The following is a 16,792-nucleotide window of genomic DNA, read 5'->3' as shown; positions in this document are numbered from 1 at the left end:
CTCCTAACAGTCTTAGTATTAAGATTTTAGAAAAGACGTCTTAAGCAATCGTTTCCCCAAATTAATGCCGTTTTTCTCTATTGCGTTGTATAAAACCCATGCTATGAAATAAGTTAGAGGTAGCACAGGCACTGCAATCATAAAAAATCTTAAATATTGGTTCAGATCGCCAAAACCTTCCTGGGCAGCAAGAGTTCCGGCGATAGGTAGCACAATCATAAGATGTAATAAATAAACCGCATAGGAAGTATCACCCAGAAATACAGCAAACTTAGAAGAAAGTATACGTCTCAGTCTTTCCACTGAATGGGGGAAATTATTTGCTATATTTAAAGAACCATCATTCATCAGAAAGAATAAAGAAATAATTAATAATGATTGAGATAAAACAACATATATAGGCGAATTTACTAGAGAAACGAAACATAGAGCTATCGCAACCAACATCGCCAAATTCATTTGGTGCCTTGACCGGCCTATGGCCATCCATATACCAGCCATAAATATATTTAATTTAAGTGGAAGAAAAGATGGCATTGGGAAGGAGTGTACATATTCAGAAAATACTATTTGCGTCATTACACATAAAATAACGAGTATAAGTGTTACCTTGAGAGTCCCAAATTTTCCCATTGCATACATTACAAGTGGAAAAACCAAATAAAATAACATCTCCAGACCTATGGACCAATCTGGCAAAGCTGTGCGGAATGAAAAGTCAGGGAGCAATCCAAATACAAAACTAATATGGGTAATGAGGTTTATAGAGGTTTGGTCATTATATCTATCAGGATCAGTAGCAGTGCTAGGCCATAAAGCTGCTATATTGTCTCGAAAATCACCAAGTTGAGGTCCAAACAAAAATGCAGCTATTAAAAGAACATAATACAGTGGGGCAATCCGGAAAAATCTCCTTATCCAGAAAGTAAAAGCAGTATTTTTTTTATTCCATGGCTCTTTGTCTTGCCTCAAAACATAATGATGAGCCATTAGGAACCCTGACAACATCATAAATAAATCAACAGCAACATTCCCCCAAGACAGCACAGGCAACGATCTTAATCCAGAAAGAATCTGTATATGAGATAACATCACCCAAAGTGCAGCGATACCTCTCAAACCATCTAACCATGGCAAATGTTGTAAGTTATTGACGTCATTTTTTGTTGACATATTACCCCCAGAGGTGTTTTCTTTGTATTCCAGATATGAGTGTTTTTACTTCTAACATATCTAGTTCTTCAGCAGAATTAAATATTGCATATTGAAATTGCTTGGCAGCCCTTATATTCAAATCTAAACATCTGGAGCATATCTGCATGTCTCACATCACCATTTACCACAACCCTCGTTGCAGCAAATCCCGCGAGGCGCTTGAGCTTATTTTGCAGAGCGGCGCAGAGCCCGCTATTGTTGAATATTTAAAAACGCCTCCTGACAGATTAACGCTTGAGAAATTAATGCGGGATGCCCGGCTTGAAGCGCGCGACCTGCTACGCAGCAATGAAGCCATCTATCAGGAATTGGGGCTGGAGGATCCGGACTTGAGCGACGAGGCTCTACTGGACGCGATGCTGGCCCATCCGGTACTGATCAACCGGCCTATCGTCGTCACGCCGCTCGGCACCCGTCTTTGCCGCCCCGCCGAAAAAGTGCTTGAAATCCTGCCAGCCAATAGCTAGTTAGTGTTTGTGTTCTCCAGCGCCTGAATGGTGGGGACCAATAAAGTCTCCGCCACATAGCGAGATGTTTCCAGGGTCAGGTGTCCATAATCAAACGTGGTCAGTTCATAGCCTTCCGCAGTGGGGAAATATGTCATGCATTTTTTGCCTTGGCACAGACCGGCGGTCGCTGATACATACGTCAGCACATCGCTTTTCTGATATTTGTCCTGCAGATAGCGATCCGTCTTGAAGATATCCTCGTTCAGATAATTGCCCAGGTAGCGGGGTTTGCTATCCAGATAGTGCTGTGCGTAGATACGGGAGAGATTTTCTGTCCACTGTGGTACTGGCCCCAACAAAACTACATGCTTCACGCCTGCATTTTTTAGGTACTCGGCGGTCGCTGCAAAATCGTTGCTTTCGTGATGATCACGTTGCGCCAACAGAACAATATCAGGCTTGACCTGCTTGATCGCATCCAAAGCACGGGCATTGGCATTATCACAATTCAGTTTTCCGTGGGGCGTAATCGAAGGCGCGCAGCCATACGATGCTACCTGCAGCAGGGAAACATTCTCAGGAAGCGTTTTTCGCAATCCGTAATAGAGATGCTGGGCGTGCGAGTCTCCCCAGATGAACACGGACTTGGCTTGTGTCGGCGTGATGCAACTGGCGGGCATTTCATTACGGATACTGCCATTGAGATTGATCAGACTGCAGTCTGTTCGATACAGATCACTCAGCTTGTGTTCCGAGACGTAGTTTTTGTAATTGCGTAAAAATACATCTTGTTTCGTCAGCGGCTGACTATTGATGCTGACCCAGTCCATCACGGCATAAAGCGCAACCGCCACCATGATCAGAAAAAGAATCAGCGATTTTTTCTGTGACTTGATGGAAAAACGTACCGGCTTTTCCACCATAAAATAAGTCAGGATCGCCAATAGCAGGCTGACGGCAACCGCCGTCATTCTTATCTCACGGGATAAAGGACCCAATTGAATCTGCAGGAACGACAGAATGGGCCAATGCCACAGATAAAACGGAAAGCTGATGGCACCGATAAATACCATGGCCCGATTGGACAGCACGAATTTATTAAAGAGGGCATCTTTGCCGGCCAGGATGATGCACATGGAGCCAATCACAGGAATCAAGGCATTAACCCCGGGGAAGGTGCTGGCCGTGCTCAGATGAAAAACGCCGAACACAATCAGCCCAATACCCAGAATGGAAACAGGATGCCGCCAGGTCGAGGTCTCCAGTCGCGAAAATGCCAGGCGAAAACCCTTCCGATTTTCCTGATGCAGGTAATAGGCGAATAAAGAGCCTATCGCCAACTCCCAGAAGCGCGTGATGGGCATGTAAAACGCCAGCGTCTGATTTCTCGCCACCATATCGAGGCAAAGGGCAAAAGAGATCAGGGCGATCAGCCCGATCACCGCCAACACCTTGCGATGATGCATTTTCCACAGCAGCATCAATAACAGAGGCCAGAGAATGTAGAACTGCTCCTCGACCCCCAACGACCACATATGCAGCAGCGGATTGGTTTCTGACGAGGCGTCAAAGTAGTTGGATTTGGTTAGGAGGTAAATATTGGCAAGAAAGGAGGTCGAGAAAAACAATGCTTTATTGAAGTCGACCTGCTCCTCGCGAAACAGTATCCATTTGGATGCAATCAAACAGACAATAAACACCAGTATCAGGGCAGGAAATATGCGGTTGATACGCTTGCGGTAAAAGTCGAGCAAGGTGAATTTATTGCTCTGCATATGCGCAAAAATAATGGATGAGATCAAAAATCCGGAGATGACAAAGAAGACATCAACCCCAATAAATCCCCCTGGAAAGTGGATCGGAAATCCGTGAAACAGAACCACTAATAAAACGGCAACTGCTCGTAATCCATCAATGTCTGGGCGGTAATTTTTTTCGCTCGATAGCGGACTTACCCAACTGAATAATTTCATAAACAACCTAAACGTCCCTATTAAGCAATTTTTATGGGCACCAGCATGCCGTTGAGGCAAGCAATTAACATACCTTGAACGCAGCGCATCTTCAGGAAATCCCGGCAGAAAAGTAGCCGCTGATGAGGGTATCTGAGATGAGAAGCCTTGTTAATAGGTACAAAGCACTAATGACTGCCTTGTAATAATGCGCGCAGTTTGTATAAAGCCTCCAGCGCCTGCTTGGGCGTCAGATCATCAGGATCAAGGCGCTCCAGTTCAGCCAGTGCGGGCGATACTTCCACATGAGGCTCGGCGGCAGCCTGCTGGCTGAACATATCGCTTTGCGGGCCTGCCTGTATATTCTGCTGCTCAAGTTGCACCAGTTTGCGTTTGGCTGCATTGACAACGGAGCGTGGAATACCCGCCAGTTGGGCGACTTGCAGACCGTAACTCTGGCTGGCTGAACCTTCTTGCACGGCGTGCAGGAAGACGATGCCATTGCCATGTTCTACCGCATCCAGATGCACATTGGCGGCTTGCTTGAAATCTTCCACGAGCCGCGTCAACTCAAAGTAATGAGTAGCAAACAAAGTGTAGCTGCGATTGCGCTCCAGCAGTTGGCGGGCGACGGCCCAGGCCAGCGAGAGGCCGTCGAACGTCGAGGTGCCTCGCCCGATTTCATCCAGCAAGACCAGGCTGTGCTCGGTGGCGTTATGCAGGATGTTGGCGGTTTCGGTCATTTCCACCATGAAGGTCGAGCGACCACCGGCCAGGTCATCCGAAGCGCCTATGCGGGTAAAGATGCGATCCACTTGCCCGATACGCGCGGCCTTGGCGGGGACAAAGCAACCGCAATGCGCCAGCAGCACAATCAGGGCTGTCTGCCGCATATAGGTCGATTTACCGCCCATATTGGGGCCGGTGATCAGCAGCAACTGCCGATATGGCGTGAGCTGCACATCGTTGGCGATAAAGGGTTGCGCCAGTTGCTCCACCACTGGGTGACGGCCAGCGGTGATCTGAATACCCGCTTCAGCGGTAAATTCGGGTTGCACGTAGTTCAGTGCCTGGGCACGCTCGGCAAAGGTGGCGATGACATCCAGCTGGGCCACGGCGTGGGCATTGGCTTGCAGGGCTTGAATATAGGGAGCCAGCGCATCAAGCAAAGCGTCATACAGCGCTTTTTCGCGTGCCAGCGCACGTTCATTGGCGGAGAGCACTTTGTCTTCAAAGGTCTTGAGCTCGGGCGTAATAAAACGCTCGGCGTTTTTGAGCGTCTGCCGGCGGCGGTATTCGGCAGGGGCATGCTCGGCCTGCGCGCGGCTGATTTCAATGTAAAAGCCATGCACGCTGTTGTATTCCACCTTGAGGTTGGTCAAGCCGGTGCGGGCGCGTTCTTCTGCCTCAAATTTGAGCAGGAATTCACCACAATTGGTTTGTATGCCACGCAGCTCATCCAGCTCTGCATCATAGCCATCGGCTATCACCCCGCCCTCACGCAGCACGGATGAGGGCTCGGGACGTATGGCTGCAGCAAGCAAGGATGTCACCTCAGCGGGCGGCTGCAGCAAGGCCATCGCCTGCTGCAATAGTGCGGATGGCAAGCCTGCCAGAGACTGCTGAAGTTCCGGTAATTGCTGCAGGCTATCGCGCAGGCCGGAAAGATCGCGTGGACGCGCGCTTTTCAAGGCCACGCGCGCGGTAATGCGTTCCATATCGCCAATGTTGTTGAGCAGGCGCCGGGGGGCTTGCAGAGCATCGCCTTGCAATAGCGCAGCAACGGCCTCCAGACGTGCCTGTATCGCCGCATGATCCCGCAGTGGATGATGCAGCCAGTGCCGTAGCAAGCGTGCGCCCATGGCGGTGCGGCAGGTATTCAGCAGTGAATACAGGGTGGGCGCGGGTTCGCCACGCAGGGTTTGGTCTATCTCAAGATTGCGACGGCTCGCGGCATCAAACTGAATATATTCGCCGCTCTGCTCCACCGACAAGGCATTAATGTGCGGCAGACTGCTGCGCTGTGTGTGCCGCACGTAATCCAGCAACGCCCCTGCGGCCGAGATGGCCTGGGTGAGGTCGGCACAGCCAAAGCCAGCGAGGTCATGCGTATTGAATTGTTGCGTGAGCAATTGCGTGGCGGAGTCGAGATCAAATTGCCATGGCGCCAGGCGTTTTTTCGGGCATTTCAGCGCTTCAATGCTGGGATGCTGGTAACCATCGGCCAGCAGCAATTCAGCAGGAGAAATACGCTCCAGCTCCTGCGCCAGCAGACCGGGGGCAACTTCGGTGAGCACAAGTTGCCCGGCTGCAAGGTTAATGCGGGCAAGGCCGACAATGCCCTCCCCGGCCGATACGGCGACCAGCAGATTATCGCGAGTGTCATCCAGCAAGGCACTATCGGTGAGGGTGCCTGGCGTCAGGATGCGCGTGACTTGCCGCTCTACCGGACCTTTGCTCTTGGCAGGGTCACCGATCTGCTCGCAAATCGCCACGGCCTCGCCCAGTTTGGCCAGCTTGGCCAGGTATTGCTCAGCGGCATGATAAGGCACACCGGCCATGCGGATGGGCTCGCCATTGGAAGCACCACGCTTGGTGAGAGTAATGCCCAGCAGCCTGGCGGCTTTCTCGGCATCATCATGGAACAGTTCATAAAAATCGCCCATGCGATAAAACAGCAGCATGTCAGGATATTGCGCCTTAATCCCCAGATATTGGCGCATCATGGGCGTATGATTTTCAGCAGATGGGCTTGGCGTATCGACAGCAGTGGTGGTCATGGGTTGAGCAGTGATTCCGTAGCGGAGTTAGTGCGCTGTTAAAGCCGCATTTTCTTGTTAACATGCAAAGCATGCTCTCTGAACTGGCAATATTTTAAATCGTATGCCATTTATTTGCAGATTAAACATGGCGGTTTCCGCCTTTTTTATCTCAGCCCTGCCTGTGGCATGGGCAGGCGATGGTGCGTCAACTGAGTCCATCCCCTGCGGCGTAACGACACCCTATCAATTGCAGCCCTCTGCCGATGCGCAGGCCCAACAGCGTCAAACGCTCTCTGCCAAGCCGCATGCCAAATCCATCCTCTCCGCCGCCCGCAGTTCCGGGCTGGACCCTTGCCTGGTGCATGCCCTGATCTCGGTGGAGTCTGGCTATCGGCAAGATGCCATCTCCAGCAAAGGCGCCATGGGCTTGATGCAGGTATTGCCCGAAACCGGCAATCGGGTTGGTGTAAAAAATAGTGCAAACTCGGTCAGCGCCAACCTCAAGGCTGGCACGCGCTATTTCAGCCTGTTGCAGAAGAAATATCCCGGCCGGCTGGACCTGGCGATTGCGGCCTACAACGCGGGTGAAGGCGCGGTGGAAAAATATGGTAACGAGATTCCGCCTTATGCAGAAACCCAGGCGTATGTGCCCAAGGTAATGGCGCAATATGAAAAGCTGAGCGGCAAGTCCATAAAAAAACATCCACAAAACCAGCCCCGAAAATACATCGAGGGCACCACATTGGCGCCCTCGACCTTGAAAAGTTACCGCATGACGTCGCAGCGGTAAGCTATCTTTTTACTTCTTCTTGCCAACCAGGCCTTCAGCAGCGATGGCTTCCAGCAAGGCACGCAGATCCTTGCCGCACTCAGGGTGCTTGAGACCCAGACGCACGGTCGCTTCCAGGAAGCCGGACTTGGAGCCGCAATCGTAACGCGTACCTTCAAAGCGGTATGCCAGAATCTGTTCTTCGCTCAGCAAGCTGGCAATCGCATCGGTCAATTGCAGCTCGCCACCGGAACCAGCTTGCAGGTTTTCCAGATGATGGAAAATACGGGGCGTCAGGATATAACGGCCGACCACACCCAGGTTGGAAGGCGCTTCTTCTGGCTTAGGCTTTTCCACGATACCAGCCACTTGCTCAATGCCATTGCTCATCGGGTGTGTTGCCACAATCCCGTAGCTCTTGGTTTGATCGCGCGGCACTTCCTGCACGCCGAGCAGTGAGCAACGGTAATACTGGTAGGCATCTACCATTTGTTTGACCACAGGCACTTTGGCATCAATCAAGTCATCCGCCAGAATCACGGCAAATGGATCATCATTCACCACAGGCTTTGCCAGCTTGACCGCATGGCCCAGGCCCAGTGCCTGGTTTTGGCGGATGTAAATGCAATTCACATTCTTGGGAACAATATTCTGCACCACAGACAGCAATTGCTTCTTGCCATTGCGTTCCAGCTCGTTTTCAAGCTCATAGGCCATATCGAAGTGGTCAGAGATGGAGCGCTTGTTACGGCCGGTAATGAAAATAAGGTCGGTGATGCCAGCAGCAACTGCTTCTTCAACCGCGTATTGAATCAATGGCTTGTCGACGACAGGCAACATTTCCTTGGGATTGGCTTTTGTAGCCGGCAGAAAACGCGTACCCAGGCCCGCGACCGGGAAGACTGCCTTAGTGACATTTTTTTGACGCATTTGAGTTTAATCTCCCAACAGGTTGGATGATCGCTGAAAAGGGGTTGCGATCATCGTGATAAAAATCATTAATGTAATGTACACCAATGACCGAAATATTAAATAGCCCTTAAGGACCAATCAAACAGACTTGCCAACTGTTTTGGACTCCCACTGCCAGGCGTGCTGGATGATAGTTTCCAGATCGGCATACACCGGTTTCCAGCCCAGCTCACTGCGCGCAAGTGAGGCATCCGCCACCAGTCTGGCCGGATCACCCTCACGGCGCTCGCCTTCAGCCACCTTGATCGGCTTGCCCGTCACTTTTTGCGCTGCGGCAATCACTTCCTGCACAGAGAAGCCAGCACCATTGCCCAGGTTATAGCGGCGGCTGATGTTGGTTTCCATCAATTTGCGCAAGGCCAGCGAGTGCGCGCTGCACAAGTCGACAATATGAATGTAATCGCGGATGCAGGTACCGTCTGGCGTATCGTAATCGCGACCAAATACCGTAATGTTGTCGCGCCGACCAGAAATAGCCTGTAAAACGAGGGGGATTAGGTGCGTCTCGGGCTCGTGCCGCTCACCGAGCTGGCCTTCAGGATCAGCCCCCGCCGCATTAAAGTAGCGCAGGCAAACCGACTTGATGCCATAGGCGCGCTCATAATCGCCCAGCGCCTGCTCCACCATCAGCTTGGAACGGCCATAGGGATTCAGCGGATTCTTGGCATGCGCTTCGTCGATCGGCACATACTCCGGCTCGCCGAAGACTGCCGCAGTGGAGGAGAAAATAAAGTAATTCACCCCATGCTTCACCATGGCATCCAGCAGATTCATGGTGTTGGTAAAGTTATTGAGGTAATATTTGTCCGGGTGCCGCACCGACTCGCCAACCTGAATATAGGAGGCAAAATGCATGACAGCATCGGGCGTGTGTTTCACAAACACCTCATCCAGCGCCGCCTTGTCAGTCAGGTCCGCCTGCACAAAGGTACCGCCGACCACTGCATCACGATAGCCAGACGACAGATTGTCAAACGTGATGACATCATGGCCTTCGCCCAACAGCATTTTCACCATGTGCGAACCGATGTACCCGGCACCACCTACCACCAAAACTTTCATTGCTTTCCCTTCTTCACTTTTAGCTGTTTAGCGCAGCGCCCCTGGAACGCTAATCGCTGTATTCAATGCAAACGATAGGCCTTTTTTAAGGCATCCGTAATCACCGTATCGCCGAAATGGGCTTCTGCAATCGTGGGCTGTATAGCAATCTCAGGCCGAAATTCCACAGCGGCTTTTGCTACGCCAGCCACATCAGGGCTGACCGCGACATAGCCCTCTGGCAAGGAGCGAGCAGCCCATGCCATGAACGGGGTTTCCAGGGCAATCACATGCTTTTTCAAGGACATGGCAAAAAAGAAGGTTCCGCTCACCACGACATTGTCTTCGGCATGGCAAATAATCACCGCCTGCGACTGCTCCACAACGAGCTTTGCCTCGTCGTCGGAAAGCTCTCTGGCCGCAAAATGAATATTGTCCGACGCTTGCGCACGCAACTCTTCGACATATGCCTCATCGCCAACGATTCCAGCAATCAGGAGTTGCATATCTGATGGCCACACCTTCATGAGTTCATGCACATTCTTGTAGGGCATGATGCGCCCAAACACGATGAAATAAGGCTTACCCTGCAAGGGGGCAAGCTCCGGCACTTGCAGTGAAGGCGGACCGCTCTTGAACTGATAAAGCGGATGGGGCACATACTCATAGCGCCCGGCATCGGCACCCGAATGCGAAATCACCACATCGGAGAGTTTCTCCATCAGCCGCATGAAACGCAGAATACGAGGTATATCTGACTTGGCAGCCCCATGCGGATAATAGTTATGCACGACCATGACGATGTTTTTCGTCACGACCTTCAACACCAGCAGTTTTACCAGCAAACTGGCGGCCCTGGTTAATGAAAATCGCTTGGTGACACGATCGAGACACTCGGTTTCCAGCCAATTGATTACCGAGAAATCATTGCGCTTGAAGCCACGAGCAACCATGGTTTTGAGCGCTTTGTAAAAGCCCTCAAACGGCACGACCTCGGCAAAGGAGGAATGCAGCTGAATCATGCGCTCCGTATACTGGTTGCCGGTATGGAAATACGGATAATAGGTGATGCGTGGCAATGGTGTTTTTGTCACTGAACTGGCCCGTTTTACGCTCTTGTTATTCAAACCACATCAGCTGCGGCCATAAGTATCTTCAAAACGCACGATGTCGTCTTCGCCCAGATAGCCGCCCGATTGCACTTCAATCAGATGCAGAGGCAGCTTGCCTGGATTTTCAAGTCGGTGTGTCGCGCCAATCGGAATATAGGTGGACTGGTTCTCGCACAGCATTTCAGCTTCGCCGTTTTTGGTGACAATGGCGGTACCGCTGACCACCACCCAGTGCTCTGCCCGATGGTGGTGCATTTGCAGCGAGAGCTTTTCGCCGGGCTTGACCATAATGCGCTTGACCTGAAAACGCTCAGCCGCATCAATACCTTCATACCAACCCCAAGGGCGGTATACGCGCGAATGGTACTCGTGCTCCTTGCGCCCCTGCTCTTTCAGGTAATCGACTATCTTTTTCACATCCTGCGCCGCATCCTTGTGTGCGACGAGGACGGCATCACTGGTTTCCACAATGATGAGATTTTCCACACCCAGCGCAGCGACCATGCGGCCTTCACTGCGCACCATGGAGTTTTTGACGCCATTGAGGTAAACATCCCCTACCGTGACGTTGCCCGCATCATCTTTGTCCAGCACATCGGCGAGTGCCGTCCAGGAGCCAACATCACTCCAACCAATATCCACAGGGACTACGGCGGCGTTGCGCGTGTGCTCCATCACCGCATAGTCGACCGATTGCGATGGGCACTCCTTGAAGCTGGCTTCATGCAAGCGCACAAAGTCGAGATCAGTGTAGCTCTGCTCCAATGCCTCGCTGGCCTTGCTGGCGATCTCCGGAGCAAATTGGGTGAGCTCTTCCATGTATTGCTTGGGACTGAACAGGAACATGCCGCTGTTCCAGTAATAATCACCAGAAGCGAGATACTGTTTGGCCGTTTCAAGGTTGGGTTTCTCAACAAAGCGGGAAAGCTCAAAACTGCCGGGGCAACTGGCAAGCGCTGCGCCACCATTGATGTAGCCATAACCGGTTTCAGGTACCGTAGGTTTGACACCGAAGGTCACCAGGCGACCACTCTTGGCGGCTTGGGCAGCTACCGCGATTGCAGCGGAGAAGGCCGCCCGGTTTTGGATAACATGATCAGCCGGCAATACCAGCATGAGCACATCTTCTGCATTTTCTTGCAATAAACGGCTTGCCGCGACAGCAATAGCAGGCGCGGTATTACGGCCCACCGGCTCGAGAACGATGGCCTTGGGCTTGCTGCCAATCTCCAGCAGCTGCTCTGCAACCAAAAACCGGTGATCATTACCGCAAACAACAATAGGCGACTCTATTGACTCCACGCCGCTGAGACGCAACAAGGTCTCCTGCAACATGGAATGTCCTGAGGTCAGGGGTAATAATTGCTTGGGCAAAGCCTGCCTTGATAATGGCCACAAGCGTGTCCCGGATCCACCCGACAAAATCACTGGCACTATTTTCATTTACATTCCCCCAAATCAATTTTCGACATTATTCAATTCCGCTCCAGCCCAATATTTAGCCGGGCTTGCTCAATCCTTTTTCAACCATTCTTTCAAGAATAGTCTTGGGAATACAACGGCATCATTCAGATACCGGGATACCAGTCTTTTCGGCTCAGAGGCCATGCGGTGAAGCCACTCCACCCCGCATCGACGCATCCACATCGGAGCACGTGGTTTCTCACCTGCCAGAAAATCAATGGTCGCGCCTACGCAGAGCGCGGCTTTAACCTGCAACTCCGACTGATATTTAGCCACCCATAATTCCTGCTTGGGTGCCCCCAATCCTATTACCAGAAGATCAGCCTGCGTCTGGTTAATCTGAGCGCAAATCTTCTGACATTCCTCAGGGCTTTTCTCAAAGCCCATAGGCGGGCTATACAAACCCACTACACGCACATTGGGCCATTGCGCATGAATTTGCTCGGCAGCGCGTTCTGCTACGCCAGGACCGGCGCCCAGCAAATAGACGCGCAACTCATTGCTATGCCGTGTTTGTGCGTGGCTGAACAAGGCTGGAACCAGATCACTCCCTGGAACGGTGCCAGGCAAGGGCTTCCCCAACAATTTGGAGGCCAGCACCACAGGCTTGCCATCCGCCACTACCAGGGAGGCCTGATCATAAGCCGCTTTGAAAGAAGCGTTTTCACTCAGCTTGACCACATGATCCACATTCGGCGTTACCACATAGTGGCAATCGCGTGCATCAGCATCCAGCCAGGTGAATATGCGAGCCACACTGCCCTCCATATCCAGCACGTCAATCTTGATATTAAAAAGCTGGATATATGTCATCGGTTCCTTTAGTTCATTATGCCGAGTTTGCATGCGGTGTCGATCAGTTGTCGGTTATCAGTTAAGCAAATAGCAGGCCTGCGTTACTCCGCCGGCCTGAAATAAATTACAGTTTATAAACAGAGGCCTCAAATCCGCCATGGGCGCCACATTCCAGCCTTTGTCTCCAAACAGCGACGTTTAAAAAAGGCTAGAGAAAATAGTCTTTTCAAACAAGCTACCCATCGTTATTTCGACCGTCTCCAATCAGCGACAAGATCGGAAAATGGGCAATTATCAATCGCGTTGCGATCGCACCCACTCCACCTGACGCTTGACCAGATATTTCAGGTACAAGGGGATCTTTCTGAGCGCATACAACGGCGCATACGCCAGCATCCACAAGGGAATGGCGTGTCGTCCAAACTTAGCCCATGCCGCCATCACTGCAAGGAACAGAAACACGAACATTGTGCCCCCAAGCACCAGTGAACCAGCATAACCGAATACCGCCAGCAGCGCAGATATCAGAATGTATGCGCTTAAACACATCACCAGCAACGCCAGGGGAGGAATACAAATATCCAGTGCCATTGCCACAAGCTCGGCATTGCGGGTACGCAAGCCCTTCAATACCAGAGGAAGTCCCGTATTAAAAATCATGCTGATGTGCCCATGTTCCCAGCGCGTGCGCTGAGAATCCGCCCCGGCCTCATTCGCGGCAAACGCACTTTTGACCAATGCCTCATGGCAAAAAACAGGGGCATGGCCATCATTGGCGGCGTCGAGGCCTAGCTTCATGTCTTCAACCAGATGACCGTTGGCAAGATCAGCGTTGGAAATAAATGCCCAGGGAAATGCCATGCCTGTGCCCATCAACTGACATGGCCCTTGCATGACGCGCAATCCCAATGGACGTACCTGGTTTTTAATGACCCAGGCAAACTCAGCCAACCGTGTCTTGAGCGCGCTGGCGTCGGGCGACACCATAAGGTAAAGCGCCTGTACAGGGCGCTGATGCTCCCTGGCGGTTTGCGCCAGTGTGGGAATGGCATGTGGCCCAACCCAGCAATCCGCATCAACAATCATCACAATCTCGGGGGACTGCAGAGTGCTTTTGAGGTATTGCATGCCAAAATCCAGCGCGAAGCCTTTGCCTCGCTTGAGATCGTCCTGACGCTCGATGACGGTCACACCGTATTGCCGGGCAACATCCGCCGTATCGTCAGTACAGTTATCCGCAATCACAATGATGCTTGCAGGTAAGTCAACTTGCGCCAGCAGGGATTTGAGCGTGACGCCAATGCCATTGGATTCATTGTGTGCAGGAACCAATATGGCCAACGAAGGCGTTGCTGTCGTAGACGCTGCGGTTACTGGCGCATGAAAAAATGCCATGACAATTTGCAGGCAGAAATAGCTGGTCGGAACAAACAGGACTAGGCCGACAACGAACCATAAGAGATCAATGTATTGCATGAATCAGTGTCACCTATTAATCACGTTCAGTCTAAGGATAAAGATAGTCGTTACCTGCCAGTCACATTGGAATATCTGAGCGACTGGAGCATTTAGCATGCGCCACCCGGCGATGCATGGATCACTAATGCTGGGTTGCGGGCAATGCCTGAAACAAGTGCAGCAACTTTTGTACCTCGGTGTCCACCGCATGACGGGCAACCACACGAGCATATCCCTGCTCCCCCATGGCGGACAGTTCTGCTACCGGCGTTGCCATGAATTCCTCAATGACGTCGGCCAGCCCTTGCACATCGCCCGCGGGAAACAACCATCCCGTTTTGCCATGGACAACGAGTTCAGGGATGCCCGCAACATAGGTGGTAAGCACAGGCCGCTTGAGTGCCATGGCCTCCATGACCACCACAGGGAGGCCTTCAGCGAAGCTTGGCAATATCATCGCACTGGAATGTTGCATGTATTCACGGACTTGTGCACTGGTAATCCAGCCGGTAATCGTAATCTGCCCCCCCAACTGGTGCTTGTGTATTTGAGATTCAATTTCAGTGCGCATTTCACCGTCACCCGCCAGCACCAGCTCCACTTTTTTACCCCGGGCAGCCAGCAAGGCGACCGCCTCCACGAGCAACATTTGGCCTTTCTGCTCACACAAGCGGCCCACGCAAACCAGACGATGCGTGTCGGGGACCGGCACCGGGCTTACCTCATAAAATTGTCTTTCCAGACCGCAATGGACTTCGTTGATTTTTGACCAGTCGTTGAAGTCTACCCAGCGAAATAGCTGGCTCTTGGTAAAGGCACTAATGGCGATGACAAACCTGGCGTGTTGCACTTTTTCCTTAAGGTGAATCAGTTTGTTTTTATCAAACTCTTCCGGGCCATGCACGGTAAAACTGTAGTCGGGTCCGCCCAGCATCTTGCAGTACATCAGCACCTCGGTTGAATTTGTCCCAAAATGCGCGTGCACATGGTCGATCTCTTTCTCGGCGTACCACTGTCTTAACAGGCAGGCATGTGAAAAATAGATCAGGCTGTAGGCAAAAAACTTTTCTGACTTGAAGCCCAACTTGAGGGACATCATAAGGGTTCTGATAAATGCCAATGGCATTTTCAAAAAGATTTTGCATACCACCAACAAACGGGCAGGCCAGCTAAGCAGCATCACATAGCGTGTCATGTCACGCTCGCGAAAATCTCCCTGATCGACTACCGGACTTGCCCAGCCACGAATGGCAGTTCTGAAAACCGGATGGCCGGCACGTTCAATAGCGTTAATTTCGCGACGAATAAAACTCGTGCTCACCAAAGGGTGTTGATTAATAAAATAGGCGACCTTCACACGCTTCCCGATGCTGTCATGACAGATGATGAACTGGTTTCTGGCGACTCCACTGGCTTGATCCTGTACTGCCAACCAATGGTAGCCCCCAGGAAGAACCAGAAATACCAGTTGAAGTTCAGGTAACCCAACAAATTGTCTGAGTAGGAGTACATCAGATAACTTGCGATGGAGATGAGTGCAATAGTTTTCAATAACTTATCATGAATCACGTTCCGTAATATCGTTTGCCCCGTCTTGAAAAAGAGCCAGATATAAGCCAGCGTGCCAAAGAGGCCCAGATCAAAAAATGTTTGCACATAAACATTATGCGCCGCTGTGGGTTTGTCGGTAGATAGCGGGAAGAACATGGGTGAGTAGTGCAAGAATGCATCTGCCCCATAGCCAGTGAGGTATTTGGAGACTTGCATCCAATGCAATGCCGAGTCCCACAAGTATTTGCGCCAGGCATAGGAATTCAACTTGGCATAGGCGACCACCTGGTTACCAGAGGTAAGGTCGAGTAATCGATCTCGGATTTCAGGAATCGCCAGGCCAATAACGGGGAGCACCAGCAATACAGGGATGTACTTGCGCTCCATGAACAAAGCGTAAAAGGTAAAGAAGGCAAAGAAGGCGACCCATGCACTCCGGGTCTGCGTCAGCATGAGCATGCCTACCATGGCCAGCACAATAAAGGGCAGCAGTTTTTTCAGTAGGGATTTTTCAGTGAACTGCTGGCTTTTCCACAAATAAAAACCAATCAAAATCATCAAAACGCTATAAAAGGCCAGAATATTAGGGTGGGCAAAGGTACTGGCCAGTCGATGCTCTGTCAGGTAATACCCCACTGGACGAACAATGGTCACCGCCCCATACATGATAGGAATCAGGCAGGAGCAGAAGACGATCTTAAGCCACTTGGTAAAGTCTTCGCGGGTTTTTACGACATACAATGCAACGGCAAACATACCCGCTGTAGACAGCAAGTTAATGAAAATACGGAAAGAAGATATTTTTTCGGGAGAAATAACTACGCCATAAAAGTACATGGTGAGAAATGGCAGCCACACCAGCAACACGATTTTTCTCAATGGCCGTTCAAGTTTGTACAGCGCAAGCAGGCCTATCAGCACCATCAACACATTCAGCAAGCCGCCCAAGCCTATGCCAGCGAATTTGGTGGTATCCAGCAAATGGTCCAGCGAGGCACGTAACAATACGATCAGCACCAGCAGCAGCGTCTTGTCCAGCAGCAAAATGAGCGCAATGACCAATACCGCAGGCAATGCCAGCAGCAAGCCGTAGCGTTTGCCTGCAAGATCGACCAATCCGGAAGCAACAATGCCTGAAAAAATCGCCACAAAGGAGAAGATCAAGCCGAGTAGAAACTGCTTACTAAAAATTTTCATGTAGTTGAAAACACCTTAAAACCTGCATACCTTCAATAATGATGTGTCGGATAGA

General features: G+C 51.2%; 13 protein-coding genes. 2 read left to right on the top strand and 11 right to left on the bottom strand.

Annotated elements, in window-relative coordinates:
- Positions 1–18: 18 nt before the first annotated feature.
- Positions 19–1,173, bottom strand: coding sequence for an acyltransferase family protein (locus tag FNL37_RS05175; RefSeq protein WP_159355368.1), 1,155 nt, complete (start codon positions 1,171–1,173; stop codon positions 19–21).
- 146 nt (positions 1,174–1,319) lie between these two features.
- Between FNL37_RS05175 and arsC the strand changes: the two genes are divergently transcribed.
- Positions 1,320–1,682 (top strand): arsenate reductase (glutaredoxin), encoded by a 363-nt coding sequence (arsC, locus tag FNL37_RS05170; RefSeq protein WP_159355367.1) that lies wholly within the window; start codon positions 1,320–1,322, stop codon positions 1,680–1,682.
- Here the strand turns inward: arsC and FNL37_RS05165 are convergent.
- Positions 1,679–3,637, bottom strand: a complete 1,959-nt coding sequence (locus tag FNL37_RS05165) for an acyltransferase family protein (protein WP_159355366.1) — start codon at positions 3,635–3,637, stop codon at positions 1,679–1,681. The genes arsC and FNL37_RS05165 overlap by 4 nt on opposite strands.
- Before the next feature lie 167 nt (positions 3,638–3,804).
- Positions 3,805–6,396, bottom strand: coding sequence for a DNA mismatch repair protein MutS (mutS, locus tag FNL37_RS05160; protein ID WP_159355365.1), 2,592 nt, complete (start codon positions 6,394–6,396; stop codon positions 3,805–3,807).
- Positions 6,397–6,523: 127 nt separating this feature from the next.
- Between mutS and FNL37_RS05155 the strand changes: the two genes are divergently transcribed.
- Positions 6,524–7,168: a lytic transglycosylase domain-containing protein gene (locus FNL37_RS05155; protein WP_015830445.1), complete on the top strand. Its 645-nt coding sequence runs from the start codon at positions 6,524–6,526 to the stop codon at positions 7,166–7,168.
- A gap of 9 nt (positions 7,169–7,177) precedes the next feature.
- On the opposite strand, the gene galU is transcribed toward FNL37_RS05155, so the two are convergent.
- From galU to FNL37_RS05115, 8 genes are all read right to left on the bottom strand, one after another.
- Positions 7,178–8,077, bottom strand: coding sequence for a UTP--glucose-1-phosphate uridylyltransferase GalU (gene galU / locus FNL37_RS05150; RefSeq protein WP_013442599.1), 900 nt, complete (start codon positions 8,075–8,077; stop codon positions 7,178–7,180).
- Positions 8,078–8,197: 120 nt separating this feature from the next.
- Positions 8,198–9,181, bottom strand: a complete 984-nt coding sequence (gene galE, locus FNL37_RS05145) for a UDP-glucose 4-epimerase GalE (RefSeq protein WP_159355364.1) — start codon at positions 9,179–9,181, stop codon at positions 8,198–8,200.
- A gap of 62 nt (positions 9,182–9,243) precedes the next feature.
- Positions 9,244–10,254 carry a glycosyltransferase family protein gene (locus FNL37_RS05140; protein WP_159355363.1) on the bottom strand — a complete coding sequence of 337 codons (1,011 nt, stop codon included), beginning with the start codon at positions 10,252–10,254 and terminating at the stop codon, positions 9,244–9,246.
- 39 nt (positions 10,255–10,293) lie between these two features.
- Positions 10,294–11,715 carry a mannose-1-phosphate guanylyltransferase/mannose-6-phosphate isomerase gene (locus FNL37_RS05135; protein ID WP_159355362.1) on the bottom strand — a complete coding sequence of 474 codons (1,422 nt, stop codon included), beginning with the start codon at positions 11,713–11,715 and terminating at the stop codon, positions 10,294–10,296.
- 69 nt (positions 11,716–11,784) lie between these two features.
- Positions 11,785–12,549, bottom strand: coding sequence for a WecB/TagA/CpsF family glycosyltransferase (locus FNL37_RS05130; protein ID WP_159355361.1), 765 nt, complete (start codon positions 12,547–12,549; stop codon positions 11,785–11,787).
- Positions 12,550–12,825: 276 nt separating this feature from the next.
- Positions 12,826–14,007, bottom strand: a complete 1,182-nt coding sequence (locus tag FNL37_RS05125; protein WP_159355360.1) for a glycosyltransferase family 2 protein — start codon at positions 14,005–14,007, stop codon at positions 12,826–12,828.
- 124 nt (positions 14,008–14,131) lie between these two features.
- The gene (locus tag FNL37_RS05120; protein ID WP_244948209.1) at positions 14,132–15,310 is read right to left on the bottom strand and encodes a glycosyltransferase; all 1,179 of its coding nucleotides are present in this window, start codon (positions 15,308–15,310) and stop codon (positions 14,132–14,134) included.
- 32 nt (positions 15,311–15,342) lie between these two features.
- A complete protein-coding gene (locus FNL37_RS05115) occupies positions 15,343–16,737 on the bottom strand; it encodes an O-antigen ligase family protein (RefSeq protein ID WP_159355358.1) in 1,395 nt (464 codons plus the stop codon).
- Between the last annotated feature and the right edge of the window lie 55 nt (positions 16,738–16,792).

The organism is Methylovorus glucosotrophus (assembly GCF_009858335.1).
In the GTDB taxonomy this organism is placed as follows: Bacteria; Pseudomonadota; Gammaproteobacteria; order Burkholderiales; family Methylophilaceae; genus Methylovorus; species Methylovorus glucosotrophus.
This window is presented reverse-complemented; position numbering and strand designations above follow the sequence as displayed.